General features: G+C 27.4%; 10 protein-coding genes. 9 read left to right on the top strand and 1 reads right to left on the bottom strand.

Annotated elements, in window-relative coordinates:
* Positions 1-319: 319 nt before the first annotated feature.
* From ECAJ_RS02165 to ECAJ_RS02180, 4 genes are all read left to right on the top strand, one after another.
* The gene (locus ECAJ_RS02165; protein ID WP_011304534.1) at positions 320-1,855 is read left to right on the top strand and encodes a lysine--tRNA ligase; all 1,536 of its coding nucleotides are present in this window, start codon (positions 320-322) and stop codon (positions 1,853-1,855) included.
* 153 nt (positions 1,856-2,008) lie between these two features.
* Entirely contained in the window at positions 2,009-2,410 is a 402-nt protein-coding gene (locus tag ECAJ_RS02170) for an outer membrane protein assembly factor BamE (RefSeq protein ID WP_044262153.1), read from the top strand.
* Positions 2,411-4,643: 2,233 nt separating this feature from the next.
* A complete protein-coding gene (locus ECAJ_RS02175) occupies positions 4,644-5,246 on the top strand; it encodes a hypothetical protein (protein ID WP_011304536.1) in 603 nt (200 codons plus the stop codon).
* Positions 5,247-6,760: 1,514 nt separating this feature from the next.
* Positions 6,761-7,285 (top strand): hypothetical protein, encoded by a 525-nt coding sequence (locus ECAJ_RS02180; RefSeq protein WP_011304537.1) that lies wholly within the window; start codon positions 6,761-6,763, stop codon positions 7,283-7,285.
* Positions 7,286-8,024: 739 nt separating this feature from the next.
* Here the strand turns inward: ECAJ_RS02180 and gyrB are convergent.
* Positions 8,025-10,421, bottom strand: a complete 2,397-nt coding sequence (gyrB, locus tag ECAJ_RS02185; RefSeq protein ID WP_011304538.1) for a DNA topoisomerase (ATP-hydrolyzing) subunit B — start codon at positions 10,419-10,421, stop codon at positions 8,025-8,027.
* 313 nt (positions 10,422-10,734) lie between these two features.
* Between gyrB and ECAJ_RS02190 the strand changes: the two genes are divergently transcribed.
* From ECAJ_RS02190 to nuoH, 5 genes are all read left to right on the top strand, one after another.
* The gene (locus tag ECAJ_RS02190) at positions 10,735-11,652 is read left to right on the top strand and encodes an aspartate carbamoyltransferase catalytic subunit (protein ID WP_011304539.1); all 918 of its coding nucleotides are present in this window, start codon (positions 10,735-10,737) and stop codon (positions 11,650-11,652) included.
* A complete protein-coding gene (gene truA / locus ECAJ_RS02195; RefSeq protein ID WP_011304540.1) occupies positions 11,642-12,379 on the top strand; it encodes a tRNA pseudouridine(38-40) synthase TruA in 738 nt (245 codons plus the stop codon). The genes ECAJ_RS02190 and truA overlap by 11 nt, the downstream gene beginning before the upstream one ends.
* 967 nt (positions 12,380-13,346) lie before the next feature.
* Positions 13,347-13,565 carry a hypothetical protein gene (locus ECAJ_RS02200; RefSeq protein WP_011304541.1) on the top strand — a complete coding sequence of 73 codons (219 nt, stop codon included), beginning with the start codon at positions 13,347-13,349 and terminating at the stop codon, positions 13,563-13,565.
* Between the two features lie 9 nt (positions 13,566-13,574).
* Positions 13,575-15,626, top strand: coding sequence for an NADH-quinone oxidoreductase subunit NuoG (nuoG, locus tag ECAJ_RS02205; protein ID WP_011304542.1), 2,052 nt, complete (start codon positions 13,575-13,577; stop codon positions 15,624-15,626).
* A 6-nt stretch (positions 15,627-15,632) separates the two neighbouring features.
* On the top strand, positions 15,633-16,742 hold the full coding sequence (gene nuoH, locus ECAJ_RS02210; protein WP_011304543.1) for an NADH-quinone oxidoreductase subunit NuoH: 1,110 nt from the start codon (positions 15,633-15,635) through the stop codon (positions 16,740-16,742).
* Positions 16,743-17,052 lie beyond the last annotated feature (310 nt).

Below are 17,052 nucleotides of genomic sequence, written 5' to 3' on the forward strand. Positions count from 1 at the left end.
TTTTTGTAAGTCATTGAAATCCTTTTTAGTTTGTTGATTTTTTTAAGTGATGCAGTTATTTATATCAGTGTTTTTATTAATTGTTAGTGATTACTTTTTAATGACTAATAAGGATTTTCAGTGATATTTATTTTCTAAATTTAATGTAATGCTTTAAGTTGAGTTAATTTCTTAAATCTGTTTTTATATGCTGCATGGTACAGGTTATTTTTGTTAGTGTTATTTTTTGTATTTTATGTAATCTTGCTATATATTTTGCTAATTTGCATGTTTTATGTTATAGATTTGTAATATTTATAAGCTATCAGTTTTATATATTATGATGGAACAGTACAAATTTTGGCCATTTCAAGAAGCAGAGAAAATATTAAAAAGGTTTGGGGAAGATACAGAAATTATTTTTGAAACTGGTTATGGTCCTTCAGGGCTTCCTCATATTGGTACTTTTGGGGAAGTATTACGTACTACTGCAATAATGAATGCATTGCGTAAAATCTGTCCTGACATTGTCACAAAAATAATAGTTGTGTCAGATGATATGGATGGATTGCGGAAAATACCGGATAATATTCCAAATAAGGACATGATAGCTGAACATTTATGTAAACCTTTAACTATGATACCAGATCCTTTCTGTGCCTGTAAAAGTTATGGTCATCATATGAATATGTTATTGTGTAAATTTCTTGATTTATTTAATTTTCAATATGAATTTAAAAGTGCAACGGAATGCTATAAGAATGGTTTATATGATGAAAAGTTACTTTTATTATTAAAAAATTATGATAAAGTTATGAATGTTATGCTACCTACATTAGGTAGTGAAAGACAAAAAACTTATAGTCCATTTTTACCAGTTTGCCCTAAGACTTCTAAGGTATTGCAGGTACCTATTATTGATCTTGATGTTGAGTTGGGTACTATTTCTTATAAGAATGAAGATGATGAGATAATTAAAACGCAGGTTACAGGTGGAAAATGTAAATTACAATGGAAACCAGACTGGGGAATGAGGTGGTCAGCACTTAATATTAAGTATGAAGCATATGGTAAAGATTTGCAACCATCTGCAGAGTTATCTAGTAAAATATGTGAAATTTTAGGTAGTGCACCTCCAATTTTATTTTGTTATGAATTGTTTTTGGATAAAGAAGGTAGAAAAATTTCAAAGTCAAAGGGTAATGGTATATCAATAGAGGATTGGTTATCTTATGCTCCTTCTGAAAGTTTAGCGTTGTATATATTACAAAATCCTAAAAAGGCAAAAAAATTATATTTTGATGTAATACCACGTTCTATGGATGACTATTTATATTTAGTAGATGATTATCACAAAAACCCTAGTTATGATAATCCTGTATGGCATATTCATCATGGGAGTGTCCCAATAGTTGATATTTTTGGTTTGAGTTTTTCTTTATTGTTAAATTTGGCATCAGCCTGTAATGCTGAAAACAGTGATGTGTTATGGGGATTTATAAAAAATTATCAAGATAATCATGCATTACAGGATAATAGATTATTGTCTCAGTTAGTGGATTTTTCAGTTAAGTATTATCATGATTTTGTTAAGCCTTATAAAGTTTATAAAACTCCAGATCATGATGAAAAAATTATACTGGATGAATTAAAGAATATGCTTAATGATTTTCCAAATGATATTACATCTGATGAAATACAGAGTAATATATTTTCTTTAATGAAAAAATATTGTTTTAATGATTTGCGATCTTGTTTTAAAAGTTTTTATGAAATTTTGCTAGGTCAAAGTCATGGTCCTAGACTGGGATCTTTTATAAAATTATATGGAATAAATAATACTATTAATTTGATTGATCAAGCATTAAAAAGGTAAGTAATATACATAAGTAAATTTGATTACTTATGGTTGGGTAATTATTATGTGTGTAGTGTAAGTATATATATATATTTAAAAATATATAATTTATAAAATTGACCAACTAATAAAATTATGGTAGCTTACAGCATATTTGTTTTTGAAAATGTTATGCTAGCTAGAGTTATTTGTATAGCTTTATTTATGTTGACAGGTTGTTATACTACAACAATTCATCATGGGTATCCTACTTCTGAAATTAATTTATGGGATGGTGTAAAAATTGGAGATTTGAATACTCAGGTTGTACAGCTTATAGGTGATCCTTGCATTATTGAAGGTAATGTATGGTATTATATTTCTTACAGTATTTATAAAAAGCGTTTTTTCTCAGCAAAAGAATATGAGTCTATTGTTTTAAAGTTAACTTTTGATCCTCAGACTAATGAAGTAATAGAAGTAAAAAATATTAAAGTAGATAAAAGGAATTTAGTGAAATTGTTGAAAAAGGATACATCAGTTACTGGTATACATGACAGTTTACTTCGTAAGTTTATCAGTAAATTAAATTAGCAAAGAAATGTGAGTTATTGATTTTTTTGATATAAACATTGATACTTAGAAAAATCAGATCAATTAAGTGTATTGTATAAATGCTATGCTGTAAGTAGCATGATAGTAATAAGATGATTATGGCTTTTTATTTATTTACAATGGTTCATTAATAAAGAAGTATGAGATTAGTGTAGTTAAATATAAGATTTAAGCATTAAGTTAATAGAATTATTTTTGTTGTTTTTAAATTTTAGTTTAATATCATATTTATAAAAGGTTTATAGGCTCAATAAATCATATTTCACATAACTTAATTTTGTGCAATATCTATTCAAATAACACCATTGTCAGAGCTGAAAAATAATAGTGCTTGCTACTTTGTGTAAGGATTGTGTAACGATCTTGTTGATGGTTTTAGTACAAAGTATGTATAAAAATTGTGTTTTTGTAGATTATTAGATGTGTATAAAGTATAGCATTATTATTGTAAATATAACAAGAAGTGTTACATCTAGAGTTTACCTATGGTTTTTAAATTAAATAGTTAATATAAATAAGCACTATTAGAAATATATTAAAAAAGAATTTTAATGGTGAGTTATTATTCTATAAGTATTGATACTAATAGTCTGGTTAAAATAAAATTATAAGTTGTAAAAAATAATTTATAATTATAAAACTTGTATTGTTAAATTAATATAAATATGATTTGCTAAAAACGTAATTAGCATTTATATATTGGTTAGTTCAGTTAATAGTTATTTTATGTGTTGTTTTACTATTAATTTTGACGTGTGTGAATTATATAAATTAAACTTAATCTATTAGTTTTTATAAAGTTAATACATTTGTTACAGCATCAATAGTGATGATGTTGTATATTTTTAGTACTATTTTGCACAAGATGTAAAAACAAGATAATTTGTTAAAACTTGATGAATTTAAAAAATGTTGTTTAGATTCCATGTTACGTGCAAGTATATTTATTTTTGGTATTACAATACCGTTTGGTTTATTATTTTATGAGGTATTTTTTTGTGGAGAACATTGTTAGATATAGAGTTAATGTGTATGTTATGTTGGTTTATGTGCTGTCTCAGTCATTACTTCTATGATATGTAAACCTAGTCAATTGTTCAACAAAATTATAATAGGTGTTTGATAAAACCTTGGTGAGCCATAATAAATAAAATGTTGAATTAAAAGAATTAGAAGTTGGTTTTTGGTATTAATGATCGAGAAGTAATGTATAATAGTATTAAAGTGTAAAAAATATAAATTTATATTAAAATAAACTTGCTATGAAATATATGTGTTACACATTTATGTATTGTTAGTATCTATAATTTATCAATTAATTGACAATATAGTAAAAGTATTTTAATATAATTATGTAGGTTAAAGTGGGGATGTTAGACATAGGAAAAATAAGAGTAGTGTTCTTACTTATTTAAGCTGTCTATTTTTTGTGTGCGCTGTACTGATATCGATAATAATTTTTGGTTTTAAACTATGAAGTGTACCTTTATCAAGGTATGTAGGCCTTTTGTAGTTGGTGTGTTAATAATGTTCTTAATATTAAATATAGTGTGCAAGAATCAGGGAAGAGTTTATCATTAAAATAAACAATAATGAACAACACAAAAATAGTCAGAATAATGAGGTAAAAAATGTAGCCTATGTGAAAATCATTCAATGTGAAGGATTGTACCTACAAATTGTAGGTATTGCTTGTTTGTAGCTAGTGCGTTTATTTGTGGTGTTATTTTACAATTATTTTGTTATGTTATGAGGCATTCTCTAGTGTCCTTAATGATCAAAATGTTGTTATTGGATATAAAACTAGTTTATGTTCTTTTCTAGCTTTAACTTTATTAGCCGCTTTTCTTATTTTAAGTTCTAAACATGTGTTTCATGTAGCATTGATAAAGGTTATGCGGAACAAAACAAACGAGTAGAAGAAGATAATATTAGGATAGCAAATTGAGAAGAACAAAGTTCTTTATTAGATGGTTTACAAATAGAAAATAGTATTAGAAGGTTATTGATATCATTACAGTTTCTTTAATGTTTACTAACAATAAAAATATTTAAAAAATAATGGTACGTTGGTTGTTTATGATTGTATCTTGTGGTTATTATAAATTTATATTCTATATTTGTATGAACGTATATTTAAATGCTTGATTAAGATATATGATGTTGAAAATATATTTGTTATTATTGTTAATATAAAATGGTGTAGTAAAAGATGAATAATAAGACTGTTGATAATATTTTAAAAGCTATTAATGCTTTGTTATTCTTATTTTGTGTAATTATACCAATTGTTTTAGCTATTTGTGAGTTATCAAATCTTAGTGTACCAAGTTTTATGTATAAGATTGATATGTTTGTTATTATGGTAACAACATTAGCAATGTATATTGTATCTTTTATAGATAGAGACTATGTAAAACTGAGTTATAGGCAAGTTGATAAAAAAAGTAAACAAATTATTTTTCACAGTATTGGTACAGCAATTATTGCTGCTGGTATACTTCTGCCATTGGGTTTAACATGTTATGATATTTATAGTATTGTTACTGGTAATGGTGTGAATATTGCAGTTGGATATCAGATTGCTGCGTATTCTATGTTAGCTTTATATGCTATGTCAACTGTTATATTTTTGGTATGTGGTGTTGATATAGTTGCTCAGCAAGTTGTATCATGTACTAGGCAAAATGTTAATGATAGTGAATGTGAATCTCTGATCGCATCAGATGCTAATGGTTATGATGAAGTAAATTGTAATGTAGAAAGTGTTATAATTGATGATTGTAGTAATGAATGTGTTAAAAATGATCGTTAAAATTGACTATTGTAATATAAAGGATATACGGTATTAATATTTGGTTATGAAATATACTGCAAGTCCGTTTGATTACATTTGATATAGTAAAGTTGTACTTAAGATAAAAAATTTAAAAAGTAAATAAATAATATTTATAAAATAAATATGAAGTGAGTATTATTCTTTAAAGGAACATCCTAAAGGGATTTTTAATTGTTGATCTTATGAATATTACATGACAATTATATTGTCATGTTATGATGTATTTATAATGATTATGTAATGTGAGTATTAGATGTAGAATTTCGTATATTTTATGTGATTTTTGTTTCTTATATCAGCAGTTGCTTGTTGTTATTAATCTAATGATAAAATAAAAGGTTACATATCTGAAGCAAGTGTTATTAGTAGTTTGTTAGAGGTGGTATATAGTCAGAATAGGAAAATAGATGGTTATGTAGGTGATGGAATTACATGAAATAGTAAATACGAGAATTTTGGTATGAGAAAAGTAAAGATAGTACTGTTTATGCAGATGTGAAAGTTTCATAGTAAACATGAGGTAGCTGTAGGAAACTAGGGTGTGTTTATTGATCTATGGATAATAATGGTAGTACTTATTATTATGCAAAACAAGTTAGAATGGAAAGTTACTAAATGTGTGTCATGTTTTTTATTGGATTTTGTATTTATATCATTAGTTTTTTTATGTATCAGTTTACTTAAAATATAAATTATATTTTGATTAATTATTAAATCGATAAGTTAATAACAGATTGTAATCTATTTATTGTTGATTCTGCTACTTCCAAGTTTTTGATTTTATAGTAAGTTAAAAAATATTTCGTATAGATAAATTTCATTGGTATGTGGAACTACTATTAAGAATATTATAATGGTAATATATTGATAATATTTTTTTAATTAATTCTTTAGTTTTATAAAGTTTGATTGATTACAGCTTTAATTGTATTTTAAATTTCATGTTATGTTATAAAGTAAATCATCAAGTGTAGCGTTAGTTTTTTAATGATGTTAGTGTCATCTATTTTTTATATTTAACTGGAGTATTTATTTGAAATAAATAAGAGATTAAAAATTAACATGATGAAAAGATTTGTAAAGAATATTATTTATCTACTATTTTTTAATTTTGTAATATGAATTCGTAAATTAGTTGTTGTGTATATTTTTAGATAATGAAGTTGTTTAACGAAATTTGATAACATTATTGATGATTGTTAATTTATGATGCTGTAATTAATGAAAAGCAGAATATCATATAATACATATAAATAATGATGATTAGCAGAGTTGTAAGGTTGATTTAGTAGATTTTTGATTGTGAAAATAAAATCTAGGTTATAAGTGTCATATGTATAGCTTTTAACTAGAGTGTATCGTATTGACTATATAGTTAAAATCGATTATTATAATATGTATTGCACTTTTAAGTTAATATAGTGTATAAAGAGGGTAGACACGGCAGAAACTCTATTATCTTCAATGGATGTATTGAATGTTGTCAGAAAATGAGTCTTTCTAACAGCTTAATGTTTTTATTTTTCTTAGTTGTTCCACTAATTGTTGCTATATGTGATATTTATAATCAAGGTAGTTTAATTAAGCCATATAAAACACTTGTGATACTTATGGCAGTATTATTAACTATAATGTATTGTTTGTCTTATCATTCTGAAAAGCGAGTGGTTTTTAAAAGTGAAGGGTTAAATGTTACTTGTTATAAAGTACTATCATCTTTGATGATAGCATCTGGTATCATAATTCCATTATGCAATCTTCTTTATGAGGTATGTAATGGTCTTGATGAACGAGTTACAAGTGTATATAAATTTTCTTTTTTTTGTGTGTTTTCTTTATATGTAATTAGTTTGGCGTTAAATTATATTTTTCAGAATTCAGATAAAAATCATGAAAATGCTAATGATGTTGGTATTAGTAGTTATGCGTCGTATGGATATGTGTGTAATCCTCTACAAAGTTTATTATCACAAGTGAGATGTCATGGTTATTCTGAAGAAGTTGTGCACTGTTAAATTAGTTTATTTGATATCTAATTGTTTATTGATACTAGATTAATTTAATGGTAATTTGAAAATGAAAAAAATCCAAATTATATAATTTGAGATAAATCTCAGATAAAATAACCTGAATGTAGTGTAAATTTATAGTTATTATTTATGATAGAGTAGTATTATTACATACGGTAAGTAAAGTAAGTTAATACAGCATCACAATTATTGCAAATTTATGTGTGTGATTTGATAAATTTCTCTATGAAAGACATAATTTACTCTATTTTATTCAAAATACATTATTTATTTAAAGATGAATACTACTTTTTGATTTATCTATGATATAAAATTCAGCTATGTCTAATTATAATTGATAGCTTTTATAATTATATTAGTAAAATAAGCTTCTAGAAAATAAAGTAATCTTGAGTAAATATAGATTTACTACAATGTGGGTTTTTGGATTTATTTTGCACATATCATACTATAGTAAGTATATCATATTCATCTTATACATATATTGCTTAATTATCTGAATTTATAGCTTATATTATGTTGCATAGTATTAGAAAAATTAGTTTTTCGATATGTAGCAATATTGTAGGTAATAAGATTCAGTTAATTTATATTTTATAAATGTTATATTATTTTAACTCACTCTACATTTCGCTACTGTATATCTTTTATACATTTTGTTATGTTTCACATTATAAAGATACATGTTTCTAATCTAATAATGCAATGTTAATAGTGTGATAAATTATGCGTCAATATTTTGCACGTTCAGAGCATTGTTATTAATAAAATCACGTCTAGGTTCTACGAAATCACCCATAAGTACTGAGAATATTGAATCTGCAGCTTCACAATCAGATATCTTCAACTTCAGTAAAGTTCTTGTTTCAGGATTTAATGTAGTATCCCATAATTGATCTGAGTTCATTTCACCTAACCCTTTAAATCTTTGTAATGTCATGTCCTTTTTGCCAAATTCGATAATATTGTCTACTAAAGAAGTAGGTGAGTTTATTTTAATATTATTGTCTTTGGTAGATAAAATAAGCATACTATTAAAGATTTCATCAATTCCATCACAAATATGGATAACCTGTCTTATTTCATCTGAGTTCATTATAGTATTATCAATATAATACTTATCAACTAATCCATGTGATAGTCTAAAAATGCTTATCTTATCTTTTTCAGGAATCTCAACACTCCATTCGTATTCACAAAAAACATTATTTAGATGTTCAGATATTGCATCAGCAGAATCAAAACTATGCTTTTTAAAGAAAATAATCAATGATTCTAAGACACTTTGAGGAATTATTCTATCGTATGATTTTGTAATCTTGCTAATATTCATGCATTGGTGCAAAATTTGAGATAAATCTTCTCCTGAGTAAGTATTAGTTCCAGTAAGAGTTAAATCTTTTATAGCATTACTAATGATATAATCATGCAACATATCATCATTTTTTATATAAAATTCTTTCTTGTGTTTTGTAACTTTATAAAGTGGAGGTTGTGCAATATATAGATATCCTCTTTCTATCACTTCACGCATATAACGGAAAAAGAATGTCAATAATAAAGTCCTAATATGCGATCCATCGACATCTGCATCTGTCATAATAATAACTTTGTGATAACGTATTTTTTCAATATCAAAATTCTCAGTTCCAATATTACTACCTATTGCAGTAATTAACGATGCAATTTCTGCTGATGATAGTATACGATCTAAACTTGCACGTTCTACATTTAATATTTTTCCTTTTAATGATAATACAGCTTGGGAACGTCTATCACGTCCTTGTTTTGCAGAACCACCAGCAGAATTACCCTCTACAATAAATAACTCAGACAGTTCTGGTGACTTTTCCTGACAATCTGCTAATTTGCCTGGAAGAATTGTAAAGTCGAATCCATTTTTACTCTTGATAAGCTCTCTTGCTTTACGTGCAGCTTCTCTCCCTTTAGCAGATCTAATAATCCTCTCTATAATACTAGCAGCGAGTTTAGGATTTGTTTCAAAGATATTTGTGAGTTTTTCATAAACTATATTCTCGACAACTGTTCTAGCTTCAGAACTAACTAATTTATCTTTAGTTTGAGATGAAAACTTTGGATCAGGCAATTTTATTGATAATACACATGTAAGCCCTTCCCTTACATCTTCTCCTAAAATACTTACCTTTGCTTTTTTTAAAAAACCTTCATTTGTTGCATAATTGTTGATACAACGCGTCATAGCTGATCTAAATCCTGCAAGGTGAGTTCCTCCATCTCTCTGTCTGATATTGTTAGTGAAGCATAACATATTTTCATAATAAGAATCATTCCAGTGCATTGATAATTCTAAGCTTATTCCATGTTCAAGTACAATTCCTTCTATATGAACAATTTTAGTAACAGCAGTCTTATTACGATCAAGATATTTTACAAATCCGGAAGTTCCTTTGTCTGATGCATCGCTAACTTTAGAGTTATCTCTAAAACCAAATGATGAATTTAATACTTGAGCACCCCTTAAATCCTTTAGATTGATGTTGATACTAGAATTAAGAAAAGATAGCTCCCTTACACGGCTTTCTAAAGTTGAATAATTGAAATTTACAGATGAAAAGATGTTTTTAGATGGTAAGAAAGTAATTCTAGTCCCTTTTTTATATGTATTTTCACCGACTACAGATAAAGGTTTTACTGTAACGCCATCTTCAAAGCGCATAAAATATTCTTTTCCATTGCGCCATATGGTTAGTTCTAACCAAGTTGAAAGAGCATTTACAACTGATATACCAACACCGTGAAGTCCACCTGAAACTTTATAACTACTATGATCAAATTTACCACCAGCATGTAATTGTGTCATGATTACTTCGGCAGCTGACATGCCTTCATCTTCATGCATATCTACAGGTATACCTCTACCATTATCTGTTACAGAAACAGATCCATCAGATTGAATTACAATGTCTATTTTATTGCAAAAACCAGCTAGTGCCTCATCTATGGAGTTATCAATGACTTCATATACCATATGGTGTAAACCGGAACCATCATCAGTATCACCGATATACATACCTGGTCTTTTTCTAACTGCATCTAGTCCTTTTAAGACAGTAATAGAACTTGCATTGTAATTGTCCATAGCAACATTATAGTTAATTAAGTTAACAACATTATAGCTGCAGAAAATTTTAGATAAAGTAAAAAAAGTCTTTATTACAAGTTTAATACACAAATAATATATTAACAAGTGCGAATTGTAAAAACATGTTAAACTCAATACTGATTAAAAATATATTTCAAAATCTGTGTTAACTAATAGAAGTATTATTTACAATATATCAAATTACTTAAATGTCAGATTGGAAAAAAATTTCATGTAGTGTTATATGATAAATATGTAGAATATATAATCTAATAATTAATTGAAAACATATTTACACAATAGGAGTATAATGAATACATTACTAGAGATAAGTAGCCTAACACCTGATGACATAGAATCCATTTTTAACATTACAATGCAATACTTTAATAATAGGAGTCAGAATAATAAGATTTTAAATGGAAAAGTTGTTGTTAATTTATTTTTTGAAAGCTCAACACGTACTTTGTCTTCTTTTGAGATTGCAGAAAAGTCATTAGGTGCACATTCTATAACGTTAAACATTAATACCTCATCTATAAATAAAGGAGAAAGCATTATAGATACGATTTTAAATATAAATGCAATGAATCCTGATTTAATTATAATAAGGTCACAATATAGTCAATTAGTCAAAACAATATCTCAGTATGTATCAAATTGTTGTATAATAAATGCTGGAGATGGGAATCATGAACATCCAACACAGGCATTAATAGATTATTGTACTATACGCTATCTAAAAAAAAATATTAGTAATTTAAATATATCCATATGCGGAGATATATTACATAGTAGAGTTGCAAGATCAAATATAAGGTTATTATCTAGGTACGGAGCCAATATATCTCTAATTGCTCCTCCAACATTAGCGTGTGACTTGGTTGGTGTATCGCATATATATCATAACTTGATTGATGGAATACGTGATGCAGATGTCATTATGTTATTAAGATTACAAAAAGAACGTATAACTAATTGTGTTATTCCTTCAGAAGAGGAGTATTCACATCTATATATGCTGAATTCTGAGAGGCTATCTTATGCAAAAAAAGATGTAATAATTATGCACCCAGGTCCTACAAACAAAGGAACTGAAATTTCTAATAATGTAGCAGAAAATAAGTCTGTGATTCTACTACAAGTAAAAATGGGTGTTGCAGTACGTAAAGCTATATTACATTATTTATTATACGGTAATAAATGTAATACCAGTAATGAGATATAAAATTACTATAGAGTACAATGGATCTAATTTTATTGGATGGCAAAGACAAAAACATTTATCTAATTCTATTCAAGAGATTCTTGAAGAAGCAATATTTAAGTTTTCACGAGAAAGTGTTACTACATATGTTGCTGGAAGAACTGATGCTGGTGTACATGCTTTAGGTCAAGTAGCACATTTTGATTTAACAGCAGATTTTGATGCATATGTAGTAAGAAATGCGATAAATTATCACTTAATACCACATTCTATTTCTGTGTTAAATGTGGAAAAAACAGATGATGAATTTCATGCAAGGTTTTCAGCAAAAAAACGTCACTACTTATATAAAATAATAAATCGTTATTCACCACTAACAATAGACTATAATCGTGCATGGCTTGTACGCAATCCATTAGATGTAGAAAAGATGATGCGAGCTGTAGAATATATAAAGGGTAATCACGATTTTTCTAGTTTTAGAGCAAGACATTGTCAGTCTAAAAGCCCAGTAAAGACAATGGATGATTTAAAAATTATTCACAGTGATCAGTGTATTGACATATATTTTTCTGCAATATCATTTTTACACAATCAAGTGCGTATTATTGTAGGTACGTTGGTGGAATGTGGAAAAAATAGCTTTCCACCAGAATATACGAAGGATATCTTAGAAGCAAAAGATAGATCTTATGCTGGTATGACAGCACCACCTTATGGTTTATATTTTGTAAAAGTGGATTATTAAGTAATTTTACATAATAAGAAAATTAAAGAAGATATTCAATACTGTATAACAATCACTAAAAATATGTTGTTTCATGTTTAAAAGTTAAAATCAATTTTAATAATGTTCTGTAAGATGCTTTTATTTTTTAGAAATTTATTTTACTAATATATATTAATTATATAGTACATAATAAATTCAAGTAGTAAAAAGTAATATTTAAAGCTAATAATATATTTCATAATACTGATGAAATATGAATAAAACATAACAGGATCATGAGTGTAATTGATGGAGGATATTGGTATTACTTACATGTAGAAGATTATAAAATTAATATCAATAAATTTTATACTGCTATATACCATCATTATAATATTCTAGAAACTAGTTTTCTGATTTAATGTTACATCAATAATAAAAATATACTTAAAGTATTTCATTATAAAGTGTGCTTAATTAATATTATAACAGAATAGAAATATTTTAATGGTATGCTAAGAATTTATATATGTTAGTCAGGGAAGGGTGTATTTTATCATTAAAGATAAGATTTATTAGATATTCAGAATATCAAGGTTAGATTTTTATAATCTGGATTAAATGTTAAATTTATTGCATAAAGCTCTGTATATACTATGCATGAATGATAAATTTGTTTAGCTTCAATTCTATAGAATGGTGATGCTACAATTTAATAATGCTGCTTAAGTGGTTAGATTTCTATGATGATGGGAATATATTATTAGTGTAAAACATCTTAATGAGTGATTTCATTAGATTCATTTTTATATATAATCTTAAAATGTGCTGCTAATAACCTGTATCTATATATGCATTTTAGAAGTATAAAATATTTTTATAATATGGATAAATTAAAGTAAAAATAGTAAATCATTAAATCTTTTATCTATATAATTTATTGACGTTGATAACCTAAATGGTAAAATGTGCTGTTACTTCATGAATTTATGGCTATGGGGGTATTATGGCGAAGAAAGGAGCTAAAGTTGCAAAAACAGCAAGTAAAAATAATCCATTGCAGCGGAAAAAAGGTACAGCTCAAAAAATGTATAATGGTAAAATGATAAAGCCAGTTAAATATATTGATAGAGAGTTGGGCACAATTTTTATGGCTGGTCAGTATGATAATGGTGATTTAGTACAAGATAGTTCAGGTAATCCTATAGAATGGGCTAGTATGTAAGGGTAGTATGTGGTTAAACTAGTTATAGATTCTTTAGAAATAGAAGTTGAAGATGGAATGACTGTGCTGCAAGCTTGTGAGATTGCTGGTGTGCAGGTACCGAGGTTTTGTTATCATGAAAGGCTTGCAATAGCAGGTAATTGTAGAATGTGTCTAGTAGAAATTGTTGGTGGTCCACCAAAACCTGCGGCTTCTTGTGCAATGCCTGTTTCAGAGGGTATGATAGTAAAAACTAATACAGATAAAATTAAAAAAGCAAGAGAAGGTGTCTTGGAATTTTTATTGATAAATCACCCTTTAGATTGTCCAATTTGTGATCAAGGAGGAGAATGTGATTTACAAGATCAAACTATGTTATATGGGAGAGGTCAAAGTAGATATAAAGAAAAAAAACGAGCTGTAAAAAAGAAGAACTTTGGTCCATTGATAGAAAATACAATGACAAGGTGTATACATTGTACTAGGTGTGTTAGGTTTTTATCAGATGTTGCTGGTAGTTATGAATTAGGTACGATGGGTCGTGGTGAAAACATGGAGATAGACACATGTATATCTAAATGTATAACTTCAGAATTGTCTGGAAATATAATAGATCTTTGTCCAGTTGGTGCATTGACTTCTAAACCTTATGCGTTTAAAGCTAGGTCTTGGGAATTACGTAATTGTGAAACTATAGATGTGTTAGATGCTGTGTGTAGTAATATTAGAGTTGATACACGTGGCTTGGAAGTAATGAGAATATTGCCTAGATTAAATGAAGATATAAACGAAGAATGGATATCAGATAAAACACGTTTTTCATATGATGGTTTAAAATTGCAAAGATTGGATAAACCATACATAAGGAAGAATGGTCAAATGTTACCTTCAACTTGGGAAGAAGTATTTAATGTAATTGCTAAAAAAATTAATAATACTCCTGGGAATAAAATTGCAGCAATTGCTGGAGATTTAGTAGATTGTGAATCTGTACTATTATTAAAAGAACTTATGCATAAATTAGGAAGTTCTAATATAGAATGTAGGCAAGATGGTTCAGTAGTTCCTGCACATAATAGGGCTTTTTATTTATTTAATACTGGTATATCTAAAATAGAAAATGCAGACTTGTGTTTATTAATTAATACAAATATTAGGCTTGAAGCACCTATAATTAATGCAAGATTGCGTAAAAGATATTTGCATGGAGGTTTTACTATAGCAAATTTGGGGGTATATAATAACTTTAACTATAGTGTGAAAAATTTAGGCAATAACTGTTTAGTGCTAGATGATATTTTGCATGATAGAATACCTTTTTCTGAATTATTAAAATGTGCAGAAAATCCTATGCTAATAATAGGGCAAGATGCTTTAATTGGTGAAAATGGTAATGCTATATTTACTTTATCAACTAAAATTGCAGAAAAGTTTGGTATGTTAAGAAATGATTGGAATGGATTTAACGTTTTACATAAAGCTGCTGCTAGAGTTGGTGCTTTAGATATTGGATTTGTACCTAACTTTTCTGGTAATATAATATCTAATATAATAGATGGTGTAAGTTCTGGTGAAATAGAAATTCTTTATTTATTGGGAGCAGATGAATTAGAAATTTCTCGTTCTAGATCTTCTTTTATAATATATCAAGGACATCACGGTGATAGAGGAGCACAGATTGCAGATGTAATATTGCCTGGTGCTGCTTATACAGAAAAAAATGCAACTTATGTTAATACTGAAGGTAGAGTTCAAAGAACAAATATAGCTGTTTCTCCTCCTGGTTTAGCAAAAGAAGATTGGTTAATTATTAAAGAATTATCAAAATACTTAAAAGTAGATATGCAATATGATAATTTATGTCAAGTTAGAGGTAAATTATCAACATTAGGTCAGCAATTTCATGAAGAAAATATTGGAAGCTTAGTCTCTAATCAATGGGTTTCAGTTGATGGAAGTATTGCTTTAAAAAAAGATAGTGTATTTATTAGTAAGGATTTCAATTTTTATATGACAAATCCAATTAGTCGTGCATCTATTGTAATGGCAAATTGTGTAAAAGCTTTTGCAAATCAAAGTTAGGTAAATATGAGTTATTATTATAATATTTTTACTGATTTTATAAGTTGTATAAGTAGTGGTGCTGTCTTGTTAATCAAAATAATGGCAGTAATAATTTCAGTTATGGTTTCTGTTGCTTATTTAGTATATATGGAACGTAAAGTAATAGGTGCCATACAACTAAGACAAGGTCCTAATGTTGTTGGTCCATTTGGGTTATTACAACCTTTTGCTGATGCTGTAAAGCTCATTATTAAAGAACATATTATTCCTTTTAAATCAAATAAGATATGTTTTTTAATTGCTCCAATAATTACTTTTACTTTAGCTTTGTTGGGTTGGGCTGTTATTCCATTTGGTGCGGATGTAATAGTAAATAATGGTCACGAAGTAATAATTCCTAATGTGATTGCTAATATCAACATTGGTGTGTTGTATATTTTAGCTATTTCTTCTCTTGGAGTTTATGGAATTATAATAGCTGGATGGTCAAGTAACTCTAATTATGCTTTTTTAGGTGCAATTAGATCTGCATCTCAGATGATATCATATGAAGTGTCTATAGGTTTAACTATAGTGACAGTATTGTTAGCAACTGGTTCATTGAAATTAGGTGAGATAGTGGTAGCACGGCATAATATGCCTTACTGGATAGATTTATTGCTGTTACCAATGGCATGTGTTTTTTTTATTTCATCACTTGCCGAGACAAATAGGCATCCTTTTGATTTACCAGAAGCAGAATCAGAATTAGTATCCGGATATAATGTTGAGTACTCATCTATGCCGTTTGCGTTATTTTTTTTAGGAGAATATGCAAATATGATATTGATTAATGCAATGGCAGTAATATTTTTCTTTGGTGGGTGGTATCCGCCTTTAAATATTAGCTTTTTATATGTTATTCCTGGAATTATATGGTTTGTATTAAAAATAATAGTGTTGTTATTTTGCTTTATATGGATTCGTGCAACTATTCCTAGATATCGTTATGATCAGTTGATGAGATTAGGCTGGAAAGTTTTTCTCCCTATATCTTTATTGTGGGTAGTGTTAGTTTCTGGTGTGTTATTGTATACAGATTCATTACCTAGAAATGCATATGGTATTCAATATGTGCATGATCTTGATCAGTAAATTTTATGAAATCTAAATCTAGACTGAATATGTAATGTAACTTCTGTTTCGATTCTTTTATATACTCAAAGTATTATGTACTGGTGAATAATATAGCTTCCTGCAATTTTATATTTTAATGTATTTTATAGAACGTTATTTAGTGTTTTTTGCTTGAAATTATGCTTATCAAATTTTTAAATAATTAAATTTTTATGCTATTATCGATTGCATGTTGTTTTGGTATGTGATAGCATTGAGATACTGCTTGTGTTTGTATTGTTTAATACATTGCATAGTTATATAAATTATAAAGCTGCAAGTTAATTTT

This window comes from Ehrlichia canis str. Jake (assembly GCF_000012565.1).
Taxonomy (GTDB): domain Bacteria; phylum Pseudomonadota; class Alphaproteobacteria; order Rickettsiales; family Anaplasmataceae; genus Ehrlichia; species Ehrlichia canis.

Coding starts and splice junctions, on each gene's coding strand:
- ECAJ_RS02165 (WP_011304534.1), top strand. CDS start 320: ATGATGGAACAGTACAAATTTTGGCCATTTCAAGAAGCAGAGAAAATA.
- ECAJ_RS02170 (WP_044262153.1), top strand. CDS start 2,009: ATGCTAGCTAGAGTTATTTGTATAGCTTTATTTATGTTGACAGGTTGT.
- ECAJ_RS02175 (WP_011304536.1), top strand. CDS start 4,644: ATGAATAATAAGACTGTTGATAATATTTTAAAAGCTATTAATGCTTTG.
- ECAJ_RS02180 (WP_011304537.1), top strand. CDS start 6,761: ATGAGTCTTTCTAACAGCTTAATGTTTTTATTTTTCTTAGTTGTTCCA.
- gyrB (WP_011304538.1), bottom strand. CDS start 10,421: ATGGACAATTACAATGCAAGTTCTATTACTGTCTTAAAAGGACTAGAT.
- ECAJ_RS02190 (WP_011304539.1), top strand. CDS start 10,735: ATGAATACATTACTAGAGATAAGTAGCCTAACACCTGATGACATAGAA.
- truA (WP_011304540.1), top strand. CDS start 11,642: ATGAGATATAAAATTACTATAGAGTACAATGGATCTAATTTTATTGGA.
- ECAJ_RS02200 (WP_011304541.1), top strand. CDS start 13,347: ATGGCGAAGAAAGGAGCTAAAGTTGCAAAAACAGCAAGTAAAAATAAT.
- nuoH (WP_011304543.1), top strand. CDS start 15,633: ATGAGTTATTATTATAATATTTTTACTGATTTTATAAGTTGTATAAGT.